Annotated in this window: 13 protein-coding genes; 2 read left to right on the top strand and 11 right to left on the bottom strand. The window is 70.7% G+C overall.

Annotated features, from left to right (window positions below):
- Nucleotides 1-365 precede the first annotated feature (365 nt).
- From hypF to B141_RS0118205, 7 genes are all read right to left on the bottom strand, one after another.
- Nucleotides 366-2,741, bottom strand: coding sequence for a carbamoyltransferase HypF (hypF, locus tag B141_RS0118235; RefSeq protein ID WP_020576622.1), 2,376 nt, complete (start codon nucleotides 2,739-2,741; stop codon nucleotides 366-368).
- Nucleotides 2,742-2,833: 92 nt separating this feature from the next.
- Nucleotides 2,834-3,736 carry a universal stress protein gene (locus B141_RS0118230; protein WP_020576621.1) on the bottom strand — a complete coding sequence of 301 codons (903 nt, stop codon included), beginning with the start codon at nucleotides 3,734-3,736 and terminating at the stop codon, nucleotides 2,834-2,836.
- A complete protein-coding gene (locus tag B141_RS41375; protein ID WP_157181097.1) occupies nucleotides 3,733-4,716 on the bottom strand; it encodes an Acg family FMN-binding oxidoreductase in 984 nt (327 codons plus the stop codon). Before B141_RS41375 ends, B141_RS0118230 begins: the two co-directional genes overlap by 4 nt.
- 95 nt (nucleotides 4,717-4,811) lie before the next feature.
- Nucleotides 4,812-5,318 (bottom strand): hemerythrin domain-containing protein, encoded by a 507-nt coding sequence (locus B141_RS0118220; RefSeq protein WP_020576619.1) that lies wholly within the window; start codon nucleotides 5,316-5,318, stop codon nucleotides 4,812-4,814.
- A gap of 129 nt (nucleotides 5,319-5,447) precedes the next feature.
- Entirely contained in the window at nucleotides 5,448-6,320 is an 873-nt protein-coding gene (locus B141_RS0118215; RefSeq protein WP_020576618.1) for a universal stress protein, read from the bottom strand.
- Between the two features lie 16 nt (nucleotides 6,321-6,336).
- Nucleotides 6,337-6,993 (bottom strand): response regulator, encoded by a 657-nt coding sequence (locus tag B141_RS0118210; RefSeq protein WP_020576617.1) that lies wholly within the window; start codon nucleotides 6,991-6,993, stop codon nucleotides 6,337-6,339.
- A gap of 43 nt (nucleotides 6,994-7,036) precedes the next feature.
- Nucleotides 7,037-8,041, bottom strand: coding sequence for a universal stress protein (locus tag B141_RS0118205; RefSeq protein ID WP_157181096.1), 1,005 nt, complete (start codon nucleotides 8,039-8,041; stop codon nucleotides 7,037-7,039).
- Between the two features lie 355 nt (nucleotides 8,042-8,396).
- Here B141_RS0118205 and B141_RS0118200 point away from each other — a divergent pair, with 355 nt between their 5' ends.
- Nucleotides 8,397-8,819: a pyridoxamine 5'-phosphate oxidase family protein gene (locus tag B141_RS0118200; protein WP_020576615.1), complete on the top strand. Its 423-nt coding sequence runs from the start codon at nucleotides 8,397-8,399 to the stop codon at nucleotides 8,817-8,819.
- A 999-nt stretch (nucleotides 8,820-9,818) separates the two neighbouring features.
- On the opposite strand, the gene B141_RS0118195 is transcribed toward B141_RS0118200, so the two are convergent.
- The 3 genes from B141_RS0118195 to B141_RS0118185 are packed head-to-tail and all read right to left on the bottom strand — an operon-like array spanning nucleotide 9,819 to nucleotide 15,647.
- Nucleotides 9,819-12,476 carry a bifunctional acetate--CoA ligase family protein/GNAT family N-acetyltransferase gene (locus tag B141_RS0118195; RefSeq protein ID WP_020576614.1) on the bottom strand — a complete coding sequence of 886 codons (2,658 nt, stop codon included), beginning with the start codon at nucleotides 12,474-12,476 and terminating at the stop codon, nucleotides 9,819-9,821.
- On the bottom strand, nucleotides 12,473-15,070 hold the full coding sequence (locus B141_RS0118190) for a cation-translocating P-type ATPase (RefSeq protein ID WP_020576613.1): 2,598 nt from the start codon (nucleotides 15,068-15,070) through the stop codon (nucleotides 12,473-12,475). Before B141_RS0118190 ends, B141_RS0118195 begins: the two co-directional genes overlap by 4 nt.
- A gap of 40 nt (nucleotides 15,071-15,110) precedes the next feature.
- The gene (locus B141_RS0118185; RefSeq protein ID WP_020576612.1) at nucleotides 15,111-15,647 is read right to left on the bottom strand and encodes a DoxX family membrane protein; all 537 of its coding nucleotides are present in this window, start codon (nucleotides 15,645-15,647) and stop codon (nucleotides 15,111-15,113) included.
- Nucleotides 15,648-16,315: 668 nt separating this feature from the next.
- Between B141_RS0118185 and B141_RS0118180 the strand changes: the two genes are divergently transcribed.
- Nucleotides 16,316-18,079 carry a sensor histidine kinase gene (locus tag B141_RS0118180; RefSeq protein ID WP_020576611.1) on the top strand — a complete coding sequence of 588 codons (1,764 nt, stop codon included), beginning with the start codon at nucleotides 16,316-16,318 and terminating at the stop codon, nucleotides 18,077-18,079.
- On the opposite strand, the gene B141_RS0118175 is transcribed toward B141_RS0118180, so the two are convergent.
- Complete coding sequence (locus B141_RS0118175) at nucleotides 18,076-18,561, bottom strand: universal stress protein (protein WP_020576610.1); 486 nt, start codon at nucleotides 18,559-18,561, stop codon at nucleotides 18,076-18,078. The genes B141_RS0118180 and B141_RS0118175 overlap by 4 nt on opposite strands.
- Nucleotides 18,562-18,761 lie beyond the last annotated feature (200 nt).

The raw sequence follows: 18,761 nt of genomic DNA, 5'->3' as shown, positions 1-18,761 counted from the left end.
TCCCGCCGGCCTCACCTGATCGGGATGCGAGGGCCGGCCGGCCGGACAGGTTGCTGGATCTGATTGAGGGGTCGCCGGACCATGATCAACCAGATCGTCAGCAGTCCGGCCCGTGAGACAACCTACGGCGGACCAAGATCATTTCGGGGAAGTGGCCCACGCCCTGCGCGGAACGTGGGCCACTTCCCGAAATGATCTTGGCCTGGGTCGAGAGTTGCCCACTATGCGAAATCGCCGTCGAGGTTCCGATGACTTGGCGGAGGAGTTTCGGCAAAGAAGCCGAGAGATCTCCGCCAAGTCGCCTCCCGCTCCCCTTCACGATGTCGCGAGCTGTCTGCGTGAGGGCTTGAGTAAAGGCAGCGTCATCATCCCGCGGCTATCCGGGCCGCGGCGACCACGGCCTGGCCGTAGCTCACCCCACTGTCATTCGCCGGGACGGCTTCGTTGACATGAACCTCGAAGCCCTCCGCGCCCAATGCTTCCATGACCATCGTTGTGAGCAGGCCGTCCTGGAAGGCGCCCCCTGACAGGCAGACGGTGCGCACACCGGTCTCCCGGCCCGCGTCCACGCAGAACGCCGCGGTGACGGAGGCAAGCGTCGTGTGGAACGCCGCCGCCAGCGCGCTGATCGGCAGCCCCTGCTCGACCCCGGCCAGGAGTGCGGCGAGCGTCGGCGTGGGGTCGTAGACGCGCAGGTCGTCAACGGTCACCACCCGCCAGGGCAGTTCCTCGGCCATCTCGGCGTGGTGGGCGGCCGCCTCCAGCATGGTCGCGGCCTCACCGTCGTACGACGCGTCCTCCCGCAGGCGCAGCACGCACGCGGCGGCGTCAAAGAGCCGGCCCGCGCTCGTTGTCAAGGGACTGTTGACGTCGGCCCGCAGCATCTTCCGGACCGTCTCGACCTCCCGGTCGGGCAGCCGCTGGACGAACGCGTCGACCAGGTCGGGATCGATCGGTGCTCCACCGAGCCGCTCGCCCGCCAGCAGGTAACCGAGTACTGCTCGGGCCGGGCGCCGCACCGCCACCTCCCCTCCCGGTAACGGTGCGGCGCCGAATCTCCCCACCCGGCGGTAGGCCCGCAGGTCGGCGACCAGGACCTCACCGCCCCACAGCGTCCCGTCGTCGCCCATGGCCAGGCCGTCGTCATAGGCGATGCCGATGAACCGGCCGGCCACGCCGTGCTCGGCGGCGCACGAGGCGACCTGGGCGTGATGGTGTTGTACGGAGATTCGCTGGCTGGCCGGCCAACGACTCGCGTACTGGGTGGAGAGACAACCAGGGTGTGGGTCGTGCGCGATGACCCGCGGAGTGATGCCGGTGAGCCGCGACAGATGCTCCAGGCCCTGCTCGAAGACCTCGAGCGTCATCGCGTTCGAGAGGTCCTCGAGCGGTTGGCTGAGCACCACCCGGTCCCGGTCTGCCAGCGCGAAGGTGTGGGCGCGCTGCGCGCCCACCGCAAGGATCGGTTGACGGGCGGCCACGGGTAGGCGCAGCGGCGACGGTACGTGGCCGCGGGAACGCCGGAGAAGCACCGGGCGGTCGGCGACCACCCGCGCGACGGATTCGTCGTACCCGGAGCGGATCGGCAGGTCATGGGTCAGGAACCCGTCGGCGATCTCCCCCAGGCGTTCCGTCGCCTCCTCATCGTCGACGACGATCGGCTCGTTCGTCCGGTTGCCGCTCGTCACGACCACCGGCCGGTCCACTCCGTGGAGCAGCAGGTGGTGCAGTGGTGTGGCCGGCAGGACCAGGCCGATCCGGCTGGAGCCCGCACTGACCCCCGCGGCGATCGGCAGCCGCCGCTTGCCGACCCGCGCGAGGACGATCGGCCGCGCCGCGGACCCGATCAGGCGTTCCTCGGGGTACGTCAGCTCGCCGAGGGACCGGGCCACCTCCAGGTCGGCCACCATGACCGCGAACGGCTTGGTCCAGCGTCCCTTGCGGGCACGTAACCGCGCGACCGTCTGCGGCAGCGTGCCATCACACACCAGCTGGTAGCCACCCACGCTCTTCACCGCGACGATCCCGCCCGAGCAGATCAGGTCGATCGCCGCCGTCAGAGCCTCCTCCCCCGTGCGCACACCAGCCGCGGACGGGTCAGTACGCCAGCTGAGGGACGGCCCGCAGTCTGGGCAGGCGAGGAGTTCGGCGCGGAAGCGGCGTTCCGTCGGATCCGCGTACTCCGCCTCGCAGGCCGCGCACATAGGGAACGCCGCCATCGTCGTGTGGGCCCGTTCGTACGGCAGCTCCTCGACGATCGAGGCGCGCGGCCCGCACGCTGCGCAGCTCACGAAGGGATACCGGTAGCGGCGGGCACGCGGATCGAAGAGTTCCTGGACGCAGTCGGCGCACGGCGGAAGGTCGGGCCGGAGGTCGCCGTCGATCGCACTGGCTCCGTCCCCGGCACGGATCGGGGTCTCCACGATGTGGAAGCCGCTCCCCGCGACCGGCCCCGCACCGTCGAGGTCCGCGACCGCGACATCGGCCACCGCTGCGGGCGCGGGCGCCTCAGCCGTGAGCCGTTCCAGGAACGACGCGACGACCTCCGCCGCACCCGCGACGTCGATCACCACCTGGCCACCCGCGTTACGCACCGACCCGTCAAGCCCGAGTTGACGTGCGAGCCGGGACACGAAGGGCCGGAACCCCACTCCCTGAACCGTGCCGCGTACCTCGACGCGGCGAGCCACCCCCGCCCGCTGGGGATTCCCGGTGGCGGGCTGGAGCGCGGGGCCGCTCACGGACTCGTCCGCGGGTGGGCACCACCGTTCAGAACCCCCAGGACCATCATGGCTTCCCCCTCGTCGTCAGAGGCCACAGTCAGAGACCACAGTCAGAGGCCACAGCGCACGCCGCCGCGCGAACCGTCCGCGGCGCGCAGCAGCACCACCGGACAGCTCGAGTGTCGTAGGACGTCGTGCCCCACCCGCCCAAGCCGGCGAAGCCGCCAGCCGGCGGTCCATCCGCGGCCGGGCCCGAGTACGAGCAGCCCGGCATCCATCGACTCCTTGATGAGCACCTCGTCCGGCTCCCCATCCACGACCTCCGTGCGCACGTTCACCGCCGGATAGGCGTTCCGGTACGCGGCGACAGCCGACCGGAGCGCGGCCGCCACCTCCGTGGTGCTCGTCGAAGACATGTACCCCGGCCGGCTCGGCTGGCACAGCACGAATCGGACGGGCACCCCACGGGCCAGGCCCTCGGTGAAGGCGAAGTCGAGGGCTGCCGGTGCCGGAGTCGCCGTCTCCACGCCCACCACGATGGGTGCGTACGGGCTGGCGTACGACGCTTCGGTGGGTACGGCGACCACCGGGCTCGCCGCCCGCCGCGACAGGCCGACCGACCCGAGCACCGCCTCGGCGACCCGGCCATGAGCGTCCCGGCCGACAACGACGAGCCCGGCGTCGCCCGCCAGGTCGGCGAGCGCGGCCACGGTGGCACCGCAGCGGGCGTACATCGCCACCGGGAGCTCCGGATACTCCGCGGCCAGCAGGTCCATGGTCCGCTCCAGGGTGTGGACCGCCCGCTGCGCACCTCCCGCCGCGGCCCGCCGTCCGCCCAGGTAGGCGTGCACGAGCCACAGGGGTACCCCGCGCAGCATCGCCTCCCGCGCCGCCCAGCGCACCGGAAGTCCGAGGCCGACCGGCCCGTCGGGAGGGGCCGTCCGTTCAACGGACACACTCCGGCTGCCCGGGACGCCCACCACGATCGGCGTCCGGGTAGGTTGCCACGTCATTGGCGAGACCTTCCTGTCGAGGTCACCTGCTCGGCAGGTCGTCGTGGTGTCGGGACCGAGCCACCCTGCGGATATCCCAGCCGCAACACCATTTGCGGATACTCAAGACCGAGCGCGGTCGACCGCAGCTGAGCGCGGTCACCACGTTCGACCGGTGCGTTCAAGAACGACGCGGCGACGCCGTGCAGTGCGGCGGTCAGCAGGACGCACTCCAGCGCCATCCCGGCACGTACCCAGTCCTTGTGCGAGTCACCCGGCGTCGCCAGCACGGCCAGAGTGGGGCGCCGCTCAAACGTCGCGAGGTCGCGCGGGCCGGTGTGACCGTGCGGATCCAGGTCGCGAACCGGGGTGCGCCGGTCCACCGGGCGGGGCCCCAGCGCGGCGGCGGGGATACCGTCCTCGACCCGCCGCTCCCCGATCCAGGACGCCATCTCCTGGTCGAGATCGCGCTCGCCTTCCTCGACCTGCTCGGCGGCCTGGATGATGTGACGTACCCGCTCCGTCTCGTGGGTGGTGAGCACCCGAAAGTACGCGCCCTCCGCCTCCGCGGCCTCCTCCAGCCGGGTGATGAGGGAGAACGGCAGCCGCCACTCGCGGTAGGGCCCCCGCGCGGTGTGGCGGGCCGGGATCATGTCGAACTTCGCGAAGTCCTCCGACGCGACCGGGCGGCGGACCCCGATGTGGACGGCGGCCGCGAGGTGTTCCGACTGCGGACGGGGCTGCACCTGGATCCACGCCTCGTGCCCGAGCGAGCGGATCGCGAGGCAGGCGTTGTATGCCGCGGCACCACACGACACGGCCATGAACCGGCCGTCGGGATCCGTGTCCGGCAACAACCGGTCGGGGTCCTCCCAGACCTCCAGACGGTCGTCACTGAACACGAATCGCCACGGCTGCGTGTTGAGGACCGACGGCGCGCGGATCGCCGCGTCCACGACACGACGTTCCTCTCCAGAGGTCAGGACATGCCGCCGAGACATGGTTCGAGGTTCGTCGTTCGCCGTCCTTGCCCCCAGAGGCCGAGGCACCCTGGGCCGGGGCCCAAAGGCCCTGCCACCCGATCTCGGCGATCCGGTTACGCCTGATAGGCAGGCGACAGCATGGTGTTATGTACGACCGCCCGCATCGCGTCCGCGATCTCCTCGGCATCCCGCGCGTCAAGGTCAGACTCCAACAACGGCAGCACAATCTCGTCCTCCACCGTGAAATGGAGGCGAGCCACGGCATGCAAGCCGTAAAGAAGGCGCCGAAGGTTCGTCCACGCTCCGTTTTCGCCCAAGGGCAGGGAACGCCGGGCTTCGTCCAGTTCGCCGGTCATCCGCGCGATCTCGACATGCTCAGCCCGCAGGACGTCGATCGGCGTCGACGTCTCCGACGCTGCTGCCAAGGCTGGATAGAGGATCTCGTCCTCCACCGAGGTGTAGGGCAGCAGGTCGTGGACGAGAAATCCGACGGTGGCGGTGAGCCGATCCCACAGCTCGAGCCTGGTCCCGCTCTCCATCTCATCGGCGGTTCGCCGGAGAGTATCCAGCGCGGCGCCAAACTCCGCGTGCTTGCGACGCAGCTCAATCAACTCCGCCATTCTTCCTCCTTGCCAGACCACACGAGGCCGGCGGTCGCCGCCCCGGGAGTTCGATCACTCCCAGGATCAGGTGGAGATCCCGCACCGCGCTGTGGCCGATAGTCCCGCTCCGGCCGACGATGGTCCCGGCTATCGGCTTCCGTGCACCACGGCGACGGGGCAGGTGGCATGGTGCAGGACGCCCTGGCTCACCGAACCAAGCAGTGTGTCGGCGATCGCGTGCCGTCCGTGCGCACCGACCACCAGCAGCCGCGCGTGCAGCGACTCCTCGAGCAGCCCTTCGACGGGCTGCCGTTCGATGACATGCCGCTCGACCCGGACATCGGGGTACTTCTCCTGCCAACCCGCCAGCGCCTCGGCCATCGTCAGCGCCGCCCGGGTCCGTTCCTCCGCCGGCGGCCGCTCCTCACGGGTCCGGCGGAGCAGCCCAGCGGCGCGAGGCGCCCAGCACATGACGGCCCGCAACGGCAGGGAGTACCTGCTGGCGTGGTCGAACGCGCACTGCAGGACGTCCTCGGACAGGTCGGTCCCGTCGACACCGACCACGACGGGTCCGTCGGGTCGGGACGGGAGGCCACGGATCACCACCACCGGGCACGCCGCGCGCGCCGCCACCGCCGAGCTCACCGATCCGAGCGCCGTCGCGGTCAGCCGTCCGAGGCCGCGCGCACCCACCACCAGAAGGTTCGCGCGTTCGGACTCGTCCAGGAGTACTCCGACCCGCATGCCGGGGACGGTCGTTCCCGTCACCGACAGGTCGTCCACGCGTCCGCGGGTCTCCGCGAGCGAACTGGCGAGCACGTCCTCAGCCGCCAGCCTGATGCCGTAGACGTCGTAGTCGCTGGGTGGGTACCACCCGATGACGCTGGACATCTGGTACGCATGCACCAGGCGAAGCGGTGCCCGTCGGCTGCGCGCCTCGTCGATCGCCCACCGGATCGCCAGTGCGCTGCCCGCACTGCCATCCACCCCGACGGTGATCGGCCGCGCCTCCTCAGCCACCGGGACCTCCCCTGCCCTACGGCGAGCCGAGAGCCTTTCGGGCGCGCTCCACCGCGAACACGGCCGCCTCGGTGCGGCGTTCCATGCCGAGTTTGCGCAGCATGCCCGAGACGTAGTTCTTCACGGTCTTCTCGGCGAGGAACATCGTCTGCGCGATCTGGCGGTTCGTCATTCCCGCCGCGATCAGGTCGAGGATCCGCCGCTCCTGTTCGGTCAGCGAGGCGTACCTCGGATCCTCCTGGTCAGGTCCTTTGCGCAGGCGTTCGAGCACCGCGGCCGTGAGCGCCGGATCGAGCATCGACTCCCCGGACGAGAGCCGGCGCACCGCGCCCACCAGGTCGTTGCTGCTGACCTGCTTGAGCAGGTAGCCGGCCGCGCCCGCCATGATCGCGTCGAACAACGCCTCGTCGTCGGAGAACGACGTCAGCATCAGGCATGCCGGCGGCGGGTCCATCGAGGACCGGATGTCCCGGCAGACGGTGACACCGTCTCCGTCGGGGAGCCGCACATCCAGGACCGCGACGTCAGGACGGAGCGCGGGTATGCGCGCCCGCGCCTGCGACGCGGTAGAAGCCTCGCCCACGACCTGGATGTCGGTCTCCTCCTCGAGCAGCTGTCGCAGGCCCAGGCGGACTACCTCATGGTCGTCCAGGAGGAAGACCTTGATGGTCATCCCGACACCTCACCCTCTCCGTCACCGCAGAGCTCAACCCCCGCTACCAACGTCCAGCGTGCGCCCGCGGCACCGGCCGCGTCATGACGGCGGTCCCTGTCCCGCTGGTCGCCAGGAGGGCCGCCGTGGTGCCGGTCGGGGTACCCGCGCCCACCGTGGTCGCCGCGCGCTCCGTCACCGGAACGACGGCAACCGGGACCGAGACCCGGCGCGACTCACAGTGTGGGATCCGGCTCCCACGGGTTTCGCCCGCGGGGCCCACCCACCCGAGCGCGCCTGCCAGTGTGGTCGGTGGGGGTGGTCCCCACGTCCCGTCTGAATGGCTCGTCGGCGAATGTGAGTACAGGAACGGTACGGTCGGCGTCACGTCACCGACTGCCCTACCCATCACGAGCAGGTCCGCATCCTTGGCGGTCACCAAAAGCGATTCGTGAGCGTCGGGAACGCCCGGACCGAACCACGGAACCGGCACTTCCACGACGTGGGCGCCCCACCGGTCAGCCTCATCGGAGGCGAACCGCAGGACCTCGTCGTTGTCGCCGTACACCGCCGTCGCGACCACGACCCGGCCCGTCCGCCGCGTACCGCGGCCCCGCCGGCCAGGCGAGTTCCGGCCCAGTCCACCGATCCGCGACGGCACGGCCACGATCGGGCAGGGGCCGGACAGGTCCAGCCGCTCGCCGAGGGAGCTGACGAGCTCGGCGGCCAACCGGCCGCGGCTACGGAAGCCGACCACGATGAGTTCGGGATCCTTGACGGCGCCGACCAGCACCTGCGACGGCGAACCCTCAGCCACCCATGGCACCGCCTCCACGCCCGGCGCCTCCGCCTGGGCGATCTCCGCGGCGTACGTCGCCGTGCGCCAGGCACGGTTACGTGCGGCGCACTCGAGCTCCCGCCCGCCGGTGGGCTGATAGGCATGGCAAACGACCACGGGAAGGCGGCGCGCCCATGCCGCGCGCGCCGCCCAGATCACCGCACCGTGGGCCGACCGCCCGTCGTCGGCTCCCACTACGATCCCGCCCGGGGGCGGAAGCCCATGTCTCATAAAGGGCATCCCTCCAGGCCCCGCACCTGCGCGGCGACCTGGGCCAAGACTTTCGTGAGACACAAACCGGGAACAGGGACCTAAGTCCCGTCCGGCCGGGCCTTTACCCGGTTCCAAGGTCACCAGCCCTGACACCATTGTTTCCTCTTGCGCCGGAGCTGCTTACCTGTGTTCGTTCCACACCGATCGTCGGGCCGTGGGCGCAGGCGGGTCATCTCGGGGCGCCAACCGGCGAAATGGGGCAGGTCTTCCCTCTCGTGTGGGGTGACCTTCGTCCCTTTTTCCCAGCTGGGCCACACCGCAACCATGAGACCGAGCACGAGTGTGCACCGACGTTCAGCGGATAAGGACCCGCATGTTCGACAGTAAAGGACTGGAGGTACTCCAGCCCACGGAGTGTCTACGCCTCCTCAGCGAGGCGCCGATCGGGCGCATTGTGTTCACCGACCAGGCGCTCCCGGCGGTCCAGCCGGTGAACTTCGTGCTGGACGGCGACTCGGTGGTGATTCGTACGGCTGTGGGTTCCAAGCTCGCCGCCGCCGCGCGGAACTCGATCGTCGCGTTCGAGGTCGATGACATCGACCTCAAGTACCAGCGAGGGTGGAGCGTCACCGTCGTGGGGCACGCGGAGATGGTGACCGACACCTCGGAGATCGACCGGCTCTCTACGCTGCCGTTGCGTCCGTGGGCGCCCGGGGAGCGTAACCACTTCGTGCGCATCCGCATGGAGTTGATCCACGGCCGCCGGATCTGTCCGCCGGCGCAGGCCGCGTCCTGACAACGACCGCGTCCTGACAACGACCTGCCCGGAGCGGAGTTCCGTCTTGACGACGGGGAAGTCTGCGCGGCAACGCCGTCCGCGCCAACCTCTCCACCCCGGGCAGGAATACGGTCTGGTCAGCACTTTCCCAGCCGCACTCCCACGCTCGCCTCGACGCGGTTCGCCCGTCAGGGACCAACGTCCCCGCCGGGCGGGCCTTCCGCCTTTCGGAGGCGCGGTGCCCCCATCACGAGGCTCGCCGGTGGGTTCACGAGGCTCCTGCACCTGGTGAACCCACCACCGGCCTGGTGATGGGGGCCGCGTTCACCTCACCTCTCCGGATGCTGAGACATCAGGCGATTCGGGGCCGCGCATTGGGTTTGTGCTGGCGAGGCAGGAGAGCTCACGCCTTAGACGGTCAGGAGGAGCCTATTTGTTGTAGATATCTCGGCTTCTATGCCGACAAATCTCCACCAACTCACCACAACCCCGATCAGCCATCCCGCATAGCGAGGAATCGGTCCTCTCCGTTCAAGATGCCGCGATCTGTCGGCGCGAGGGATCTGAATAAGCCCACAGGAGGCTTCTTCGAAACCTCTCGCCTGGGGCACGAACGGGCGCCTTGGTTGGTTGGTCCAGGCGGGAGAGCGGCAGGCGTACGGCCCACGGTTCCTCAGGATCCGATCGAGCGAAGTTGATCAACGGCGGCCGAACCGGACACCCGCAGCGGCAAACGCCCGAAACGAGGACCGTTGATCAACTTCGCCGGAGCGGCGGGCCTTGGTCATGAAAGATTTTCGTCGCTCTATGACCTAAATCTTTCATGATCCTTGAAGGCACGGCCACTTGTCTCAACATCCAGACCGCTCTCCAATGCGAGATTGCTCGAGAGGTTGCGGCGATTTGGCGGAGGAGTTTCGGCAAAGAAGCCGAGATACCTCCACCAAGCCGACTCTGGCTAACCCGCACCGTCCACGATGCGGCGATCCCCTCGGCGCCACAGTTTGTACAAGCCTCTCAGCGCAACCGGCGCAGGGACGGGTCGTACGCCACCGAGGGCGCCAACCGCACCTTGACATCCACCAGGGACAGCCCGTCCGCGCGGGCGAGGACTGGGTTGAGGTCGAGATCGGCGAGCTCCGGGACCCGGTCGGCAAGGACAGAGAGCCGCAGCAGCAGGTCTTCCAGGGCGGCCACGTCGACCGGACCGCCGGCCGCGGCCTGGTCCAAGAGCCGCGCCGCCCGGATGCCACGTACCATCCGCGCGGCCGTCACATCCGTGAGCGGCGCCAGGCTGACCACGCGGTCTGCCAGGGCGTCAGCCTCCGACCCACTGAGACCGAACGCCGCGACCGGGCCGAAGACCGGGTCGCTGCTCACCCCGACCAGGAGCTCGACGTCTCCCCGGCGCATGCGCTGGACGACCGCACCGGTCATGGCGGTCCCGAGTCGGGCGGCAAGCCCCGCGAAGGCGGACGCGACGGCTCCCTCGTCGGCGAGGTCGAGCACCACGCCGCCGGCGTGCTGTTTGTGCGGCAACGCCGGACCCGATGCCTTCACCGCGACCGGGAACTCGAGTTCGCTGGCGGCCTCGACCGCCGCGGCCGTGCTCCGCACCAGACGGATCGGCTCCGGCGCGATGCCGGCGGTGGTGAGGAACTCCGCCGCGTCGTCCGGCTCCAGAAAGCCGCCCTCGGGGTGCCCGGCGAGGAACTCCTGGGCCCGCTGACGGGCCGCCACGACCGCGAGGCCGCGCAGGTCGGGCAACGTCCCGGCCGGACGCTGCCGCCAGGTCGCATAGCTCACCGACCGCGCGAAGGCGAGCGCCGCGTCTCGTGGGGCGGCGAAGGCCGGCACCGATCCCGCCTCCGTCCTTACGCGTTCGGCCTGGTCCACCCGGACCACCACCAGGGGAACCGTGGACCGCAGTGGCCAGGCGATCTGGGCCAGGTCGTCGAGCGCGGTCGGCACCGGAAGGACCAGGACCCCATCGATCCCGGGGTCAGCGGCGAGCACTCCCGTCGCAACGGCGAGCGTGTGCCGGTCACAGCCCGCCGTGGCGTCGACCGGGTTGCCGCACACCGCTCCTCGCGGAAGGAGGCGCGCGAGCTCCGCCCGGGTCGAGTCGGTGAGCTCCGGCAGGCGCAGGCCCGCGTCCTCACAGGCGTCGGCGGCGAGGATTGCGGCGCCAGCCGCATTGGAGAGAACGGCGATCCGCCCGCCGGCCGGCAGCGGCTGGGTGCCGACCAGGGCCGCCGTCGCCACCAGATCACCAAGATCGGGGACCGCGACGACGCCGGCGTCGGCGAACAACGCCGCCCGGGCCGCGGTCGGGGTCGCCGCGGCGGCGGTGTGCGAGGCGGCGGCCCGCTGGGCTGGAACCGACCGGCCACCGTCCACGGCCAGCACCGGGATCCGGCCCGCCAGCCGGCGAGCCACCCGGGCGAACCTTCGCGGGTTGCCGAACGACTCCACATAAAGGAGTGCGAGCCGGGTGCCCTGGTCGGCGTACCAGTAGTGCAGCAGGTCCGTCGCGCTCACGTCGTACTTCTCGCCGAGCGAGGCGAGCGTCGACACACCGATCCCGAGCCGGTCGAGTTGCTCGGTGAGCGCGATGCCCACCCCGCCGGACTGCACGGCCACGCCGGCCGCGCCCGGGGACGGTGGATGCGCGAGGAACGTCGCGTCGAGCCCGTACGCGGGGTTCGCCACGCCGAGGCTGTTGGCGCCCACCATCCGCATGCCGTACCGGTGGCAGATGTCCCGCATCTCCCGACCCACCACGGGCCCGGCACCTGAGGTGAGGACGACCACGGCCCGCACGCCGTGCCGCCCGCAGTCGAGCAGGGCGTCGAGGAGTGCCGCGACTGGGACGGCGATCACCGCGAGGTCAGGTACGAACGGCAGATCGGAGACCCGCGGCCGGGCTCTGACGCCAGCCACGGTCGCCGCTTGGGGATGTACGACGCCGAGCGGCCCCGGCAGGCCGGCCGCCCGGAGGTTGCGGACGACGGCTCCACCGACGTTGCCCGGCCGTTCGCTCGCCCCGACCACGATGACGGACGCCGGTGTGAGGATGTGGGCGAGGCTGGCCGCCTGGGCCACGCGTTCGCGGTCCGCGACCGCGTCCAGGTACGCCTCTCCGAGGCCGAGCTCGGCGTCGACGACCACCACCTCGCGTTCGTGGTGTTCGACCACCGGCAGTCCGGCGTCCTCGAAGACCCGCAGCATCGCGGCGTTGCGGGCGAGCACCTCCGCCGTGAACGCCCCGATGCCCTGCGCGCGGGCCTGCGACGCGAGGCGCTCCAGCAGCAGGGTCGCGACGCCGCGTCCGTGTGCGTCGTCGGCCACCGCGAACGCCACCTCGGCCCGGGTCGGGTCCTCCGGATCTCGCACGTAGTGGGCCACCCCCACCAGCTGGTCCCCGAGCCAGGCACCCAGACCGGCGCCCTGGTCGGGCGGGCGCTGGCAGATCCGCGCGGCGATGCCGTACGGCGCGTGCGGCGACACCCCGAAGAAGCGGAGGTACTGGTTGTCGGGCGACATCTCCGCGTGGAGGGTCGCGACCGCTTCCTCGTCGTGCCGGTCCACGGGTCGGATGAGGACGAGCGTTCCGTCCAGCAGCAGCGTCCAGATGAACGTCCGTTCCGCGCCCGCGGCGGCCACCGACGTCATGACGCCACCGTCCCCTCGGCTGTTCCCCGGGCAGACGCCGACCGCCGGCCGAAGACCAGGGCCATCACCAGACCCGGGAAGGTGGCGAACGCCACCGCCATCCCGAGGTCCGCGGCGCTCAGCGGGACCAGCCGGAGGAGCTCCTGCAGCCCTGGCACGTACAACGGCGCCACCTGCAGAAGTGCCGCACCCGCCACCGCGACGAACAGGAAACGGGTCGGGCCCATCCCCCGGCCCCGCGAACGCAGGGCGAGGGCGATGCCGAGTTGGGCGAGTCCGAGTACGACGAACGCCGTCGACTGCCAGTGGCCGCCGCGCGCCGCCGCCCACTGCGCCGCGACCAGCACGACCGCGGTGATGAGCCCGCCGCCGAAGACGATCTGACGCCAGAGTCCCGCCCCGAGCACCGACTCCCGTGGGGACAGCGGTCGTCGGCGCAGCGCGCCGGGTTCGGCCGGCTCCGCACCCATGGCGACGCCCGGAAGCCCGTGCGTCAGCATGTTCACCCACAGGATCTGGCCCGGAAGCAGTGGGATCGGCTGGCCGAGGAACGGTCCGATCAGCATCACGAGGACTTCCGCGAGGCCACCGCTCAGGGCGTACCCGAGGAAGCGGCGCACGTTCGCGTAGATGCGCCGCCCTTCCTTGATCGCGACCGCGACGGTCCCGAGGTTGTCGTCCACGAGGACGAGGTCCGCGGCCTGGCGGGCCACCTCCGTCCCGCCGGCACCCATCGCGACCCCGATGTCGGCGCGGCGCAGGGCGGGGGCGTCGTTCACCCCGTCACCGGTCATGGCGACCACCTGGCCGTGGTCCTGCCAGGTGCGGATGAGGGCGAGCTTCTGTTCGGGACGGGTCCTCGCGAACACGTCGGCCCGGTCGAGCAGGTCCTTGTCGGTCGCCTTCCCGGTCACGGCGTCGCCGAGGACGACCTGGCCGTCACCGATGTCGAGCCGCCGGGCGATCACCGCCGCGGTCGCTGGATGGTCCCCGGTGATCAGGACGAACCGCACCCCCGCGCCGTCGAACACGTCGGCCACATGCTCGGCCTCGGGGCGCAGCGGGTCGACGACGCCCACCAGACCGACCAGTCGCAGCCCGCGCTCGGGTTCGGGCGGCGTGCCCGCGGTAACGGCGTCCGCCACCGCCAGAACGCGGTATCCCTCCGACGCCAGCTCCCCCGCCGCGGCCGCCACCTCGGCGATCTCCCCTGCTGGATCCGCGAGCAGGTCCGGCGTGTCGAACAGGCGCTCCGGCGCACCCTTGCAGACGACGAGCCGGCGCCGGTCGTCGAGTTCGTGCACGGTCGTCATCCGGGCGCGCGAACTGTCGAACGGCACCTCGGCACACCGCGGCAGCACGGCTCGCAGCCGCATCACGTCGACGCCTCCGCGGCCAGCGAGTGCCACCAGCGCCGCCTCCTGCGGGTCGCCGACTGGGCGCCACTGCGGAACGCCGTTCCCCGGCGGCAGAAGGTCGGCGTCGTTGCACAACGCCACGTCCCGGAGCAGACGGCGCAGGCCCGCCGGGGGTTCGGACACGGGGACACCGTCCTTCGCCAGCGACCCGTGCGGCGCGTACCCCTGACCGCTCGCGACGTATCGGCCCTCCGGCGTCCACACGATCTCGGCCCGCATCCGGCCTTCGGTGAGCGTGCCGGTCTTGTCGGAGGCGATGACTGTGACCGAGCCGAGTGTCTCGACCGCCGGAAGGCTGCGTACGACGGCCGAACGCCGCGCCATCCGGTGCGCTCCGATCGCGAGGGCGAGGGTCACCACGGCGGGCATGGACTCTGGTACGGCCGCGACCGCGAGGCTGATCGCGACCACGACCATCTCCTCCAGCGACTGGCCACGCAACAAGCCCAGCACCACCACCACGGCGCCGATGACGAGGACCGACACCGTGAGCACCCTGGCCAGCCGGCCGAGCCGGCGCTGCAGAGGGGTCGGGCGGACCGGCTGCTCGGCGAGCAGGGCCGCGATCTGACCAAGGGCACTGTCCTTGCCCGTGGCGGTGACGGCGCCCTCGCCCCGGCCGCGGGTCACGACTGTGCCGGCCCGCAGCATTCCGGTCTCACCCGCTCCGACGGACTTGTCGACGGGCAGCGATTCGCCGGTGAGCGCGGACTCGTCGGCCTGGAGATGAACAGCGGTCGCGAGTTCGATGTCGGCGGGGACCACGTCGCCGGCCTCGACGAGGACCTGGTCGCCGGGCACCACCAAGGCGGCCGGAACGATGGCGGTACGCCCGTCACGCAGGACCCGGGCCGAGGGCGCGCTGAGTCGACGCAATGCCGAGATCGCCCGGTCGGCGCGTACCTCCTGCACCACACCCACAGTGGTGTTGACCACCACCACGACGCCGATCACGAGCATGTCAGAGAAATCCCTCATCACCGCCGTGATGGCGCCCGCGGCCAGCAGCAGGACGATCATCGGATCGCGTAACTGCTGGAACACCCGACCCGGCAGCCGGCGCGGCCGGGGCTCGGCGATCGCGTTGGGTCCGTGCTCGGCGAGCCGGCGGTCGGCTTCCGCCGAGGTGAGTCCGGTCCCGGCTGGCGCGGCCGCCGAGGGCGCGGGAGTCGTCACGGCCGCCTCCGCCAGTCTGGACTACCCGAGGCTGGCCGGGTCAGAGCAGCCAGCGGTGGCGCCGTACGAACGGCACCCTCGCCCAGGTCCGGCCAAAGCCCCAGGTCCCGCCGGCGTGCGTCGCGGCGAGCACGATGAGAACGGCGACGAAGAGGAGTTGGCCGCTGACGATGGGAATCACCGAACCCGTGACCCCGGGCGAGCTGTCCTGGGCGAGCGGCCACGCGGTCGACCAGGTGGCCACTGCGAGGATCGCGCCGGCCACCGCGGACACGCGCAGGCCGACGCCGAGTAGCAGCGCCAGCCCAACGCCGCCGAGGCCGACCAGCACCAGCCAGTCCGCCCAACCGCCGACGGCGACTGCCTGTCCGGCCGGTGCCGGGTGGCCCCAGCCGAAGGCCTTGTCGAGGAACGCCCAGACGAGCACCAGACCGCACGCGACCCGTAGTGCGGCGAGCCACCGTGCCGTGCCGGGTCCGACGCGGGTGGCACCCGACTCGGCCCGCACCCGCCGCTCAAGGTAGGCAGGATCGGGCGGCGCGGAACGCTGCGCCGGAATGAACGGAGTGCTCCGCATACCCGGCCCGCCCGACGACGACGCGGTGGGGGGTGGGCCCGGCGGGCGAAGCCCGTGGGGGCCGGATCCCACACCGTAGGGGGGTGGGCCCGGCGGGCGAAGCCCGTGGGGGCCGGATCCCCCGCTCGGATGTGCCGAGCGGCGGTAAAGGGACATGTCCACTCCTCAGCCGGACTCTCCGATACGCGACCACTCTGCTGGCGGAGACGGGTGCCCGCCCTCGGCCAGAGGTCACACCGCGGCCGCCGAATGGTCCACTCCGGGTGGGACCGGTGTCCCTGCCGCTCCCACTGACCGCCAACCCACCCTTGACACGGGAAGGGGTCAGCCAGCAGCCGAGGGGAGCGATTTCTGATCGTCACCATCACTCTGGCGGTCTGGGTATTTCTGCACTTAACCGACCGTCCGACACCGGTAACGCGCGACCGCACACCGAAGAAAATTTGCGCGAGCGCATTGCGCGGGAGGAGATCGATATTCGCCGACTCCGCTTGAAATTTGTCATCTAGGCACGATCGATTGGACGAGTTGCGCAAAGCCGCTCACTGCGCGGCGCTGGAAGCCTTTCTCCGCAACGGATTCGGCCCACTGCGAGAGAGGTATATTTTCGCGTACCGTGACCATGAGGCGTCGACTAGCCTGGGGGACGGTTCACCGTAGGAGGCCCCATGGACGCGGACAAATCGCCGGGTCCTGACAATCCCAGGGAGGCCTTGACCCCGCACGACCTGGTTTTGCCTGACCTGAGCCGGCTTCGGCTCGACACATTGCTGCATGAGCTGGTCGACCGTGCCGACCAGCTCGTCGAGAACGAACGCCGAGTGCACCGGTTGCTCGACGCCGTCGTTTCGGTGGCGAGCAACCTCGCCTTGCCTGAGGTGCTCCAGCGAATTGTTCGTTCCGCCTGCGACCTCGTCGGCGCGCAATATGGCGCACTGGGCGTCATCGGACCCGACCGGACTCTCATCGAGTTCAACACAACCGGCTTCAGCGACGAGTTACGCGCGAAAGTGGGCCATCTGCCCACAGGTAAAGGCATCCTCGGGCTGCTCATCAATGAACCGCAGCCGTTACGCCTGCACGATCTCACCCGGCATCCGCATTCGTCCGGATTCCCGCCCAACCATCCGCCGATGCGGTCGTTCCTCGGCGTACCCGTCCAGGTCCGGGGCGAGGCGTTCGGCAACCTCTACTTGACAGAGAAGATCGGTGGGGGCGACTTCACCGAGGAGGACGAGGAAGTCGTCGTGGCGCTGGCCGCCGCGGCCGGCATCGCGATCGACAACGCCCGGCTGTACGACGTGTCCCGCCGTCGCGAGAACTGGCTCCTCGCCTCGACCGAGATCACCGCCCACCTGCTGAGCGGGGCCTCTCCGGGCGAGACGCTCGACCTGATCGCCGAGCGGGCCCGCGCGGTCGCCAGCGCCGAACTCTCGATGCTCGCCCTGGTCGACGAGCAGGGCGGCGATCTGGTCCTCGAGGCGGTCGCCGGACCAAGCGCTGAGCAACTCCGCAACGAACGCGTCCCCACGGCCGGCACCCCGCTCGGTGACGTCCTTCGTACCAGCCGCCCCTACGTCTTCGACGGCGACGCCGCGACCCTCGGGTGGGATGACCACGGGGATCGGGGCGCCCTGCTCAAGGGCGGGTCGATCATGCTCGTGCCGCTGGCGTCCGGGCCGCACATGCTGGGAGTGCTGATCGTCACCCGGCCCGAGGGGCAGCCGTTCGATCCGTCCGACATGCACATGGTGACGACGTTCGCGGGCCACGCGGCCCTTGCCCTGGAGTTCGCCCGAGCCCAGGAGGACCGCGGCCGGCTGGCGGTGTTCGAGGACCGCGACCGGATCGCCCGCGACCTCCACGACCACGTGATCCAGCGGCTGTTCGCGGTGGGGCTCGGCCTGCAGGGCATCTCGCGGCAGGTCGTCCGCGCCGACCTCGCCGACCGGGTGAGCGGCTACGTCCGCGATCTCGATACCACCATCCAGGAGATTCGGCGGACGATCTTCTCCCTCCAGGAACGCGCCGGGGATCGGCGGAGCCTACGGGGCCAGGTCCTCGAGATCGCGCAGGACGCGGCCACCTCGCTGGGGTTCGAGCCACGGGTCGCGCTCGAGGGCCCGCTCGACTCGGCGGTTCCAGATGCGGTACGCCCGGAGGTTCTCGCCACCTTGCGAGAAGCGCTGACCAACGTCGTACGCCACGCGCACGCGAGCCAGGCCGACGTCCTCATCCGGGCGGATATCGTCCACCGGATGTTCGAGCTCCACGTGACGGACAACGGCATCGGGATCCCGGCCGACCCGCCCCGCCGAAGCGGCCTCACCAACATGGCCGAGCGCGCCCTCCGGCTCGGCGGTCACCTCAGCATCGGGCCCGGCCCCCAGAACGGCACGGCCGTGGTCTGGCAGATCCCGCTCAACCGCTAGGCGGCGACGGGGCCGCCGGGCGCCGGGATGATCACCACCGGGCAGGCGGCGTCCCGGACGCACCGCTGGGCCACCTCGCCCAGGAGCAGGCCCCGGTGTTGGCCTTCGCCCTCGGCCCCGATGACCAGCAGGTCAGCGGTCTGGGAGGCCTCGATCAGGAAGTCGCTCGGAGAACCGTCGCCGACCCGACCCACCGCGTCCACAGCCTTGGACCGCAGGGTGCTGACCTGCTGCCACAGCCGGCCGACCGTGTCGGTGAGCGCGAGGGCGCGGTAGCGCCGATGCTCCACGGTCATCACCGAACCAAGGACCGGCTGGCGGACATGCACCAGCACCACCCGGGCATCCCGGCGATGGCATTCCTCCGCCGCCCACTGCACGGCAGCCTCAGACGACGGCGAGCCGTCGACTCCCACCACGATGGTGGAACGTCGAGCGGTCTTGCCGTTCAACGAGTCCAGACCCAGGCTGACCTCATCCATCGCCGGTCCTCCAGGACAGACCATCTGACGCCTTCAACCATCCCCCGTGCCGGCACGGGTCCACAGTGACCAAATACCTGATCCCCGGAGCCGATGGTCGTCCCACCACCAACCGTCAGGAGTCGCCCGCCGGAGACCGCGGAGTGTGCCGCGCTGTCACACCGGATCGGCCGAAACGAAGTCGATCAACGGCGGGCGAA

Origin of the sequence: Actinopolymorpha alba DSM 45243 (genome assembly GCF_000373925.1) — a bacterium.
GTDB classification, from domain to species: domain Bacteria; phylum Actinomycetota; class Actinomycetes; order Propionibacteriales; family Actinopolymorphaceae; genus Actinopolymorpha; species Actinopolymorpha alba.
This window is presented reverse-complemented; position numbering and strand designations above follow the sequence as displayed.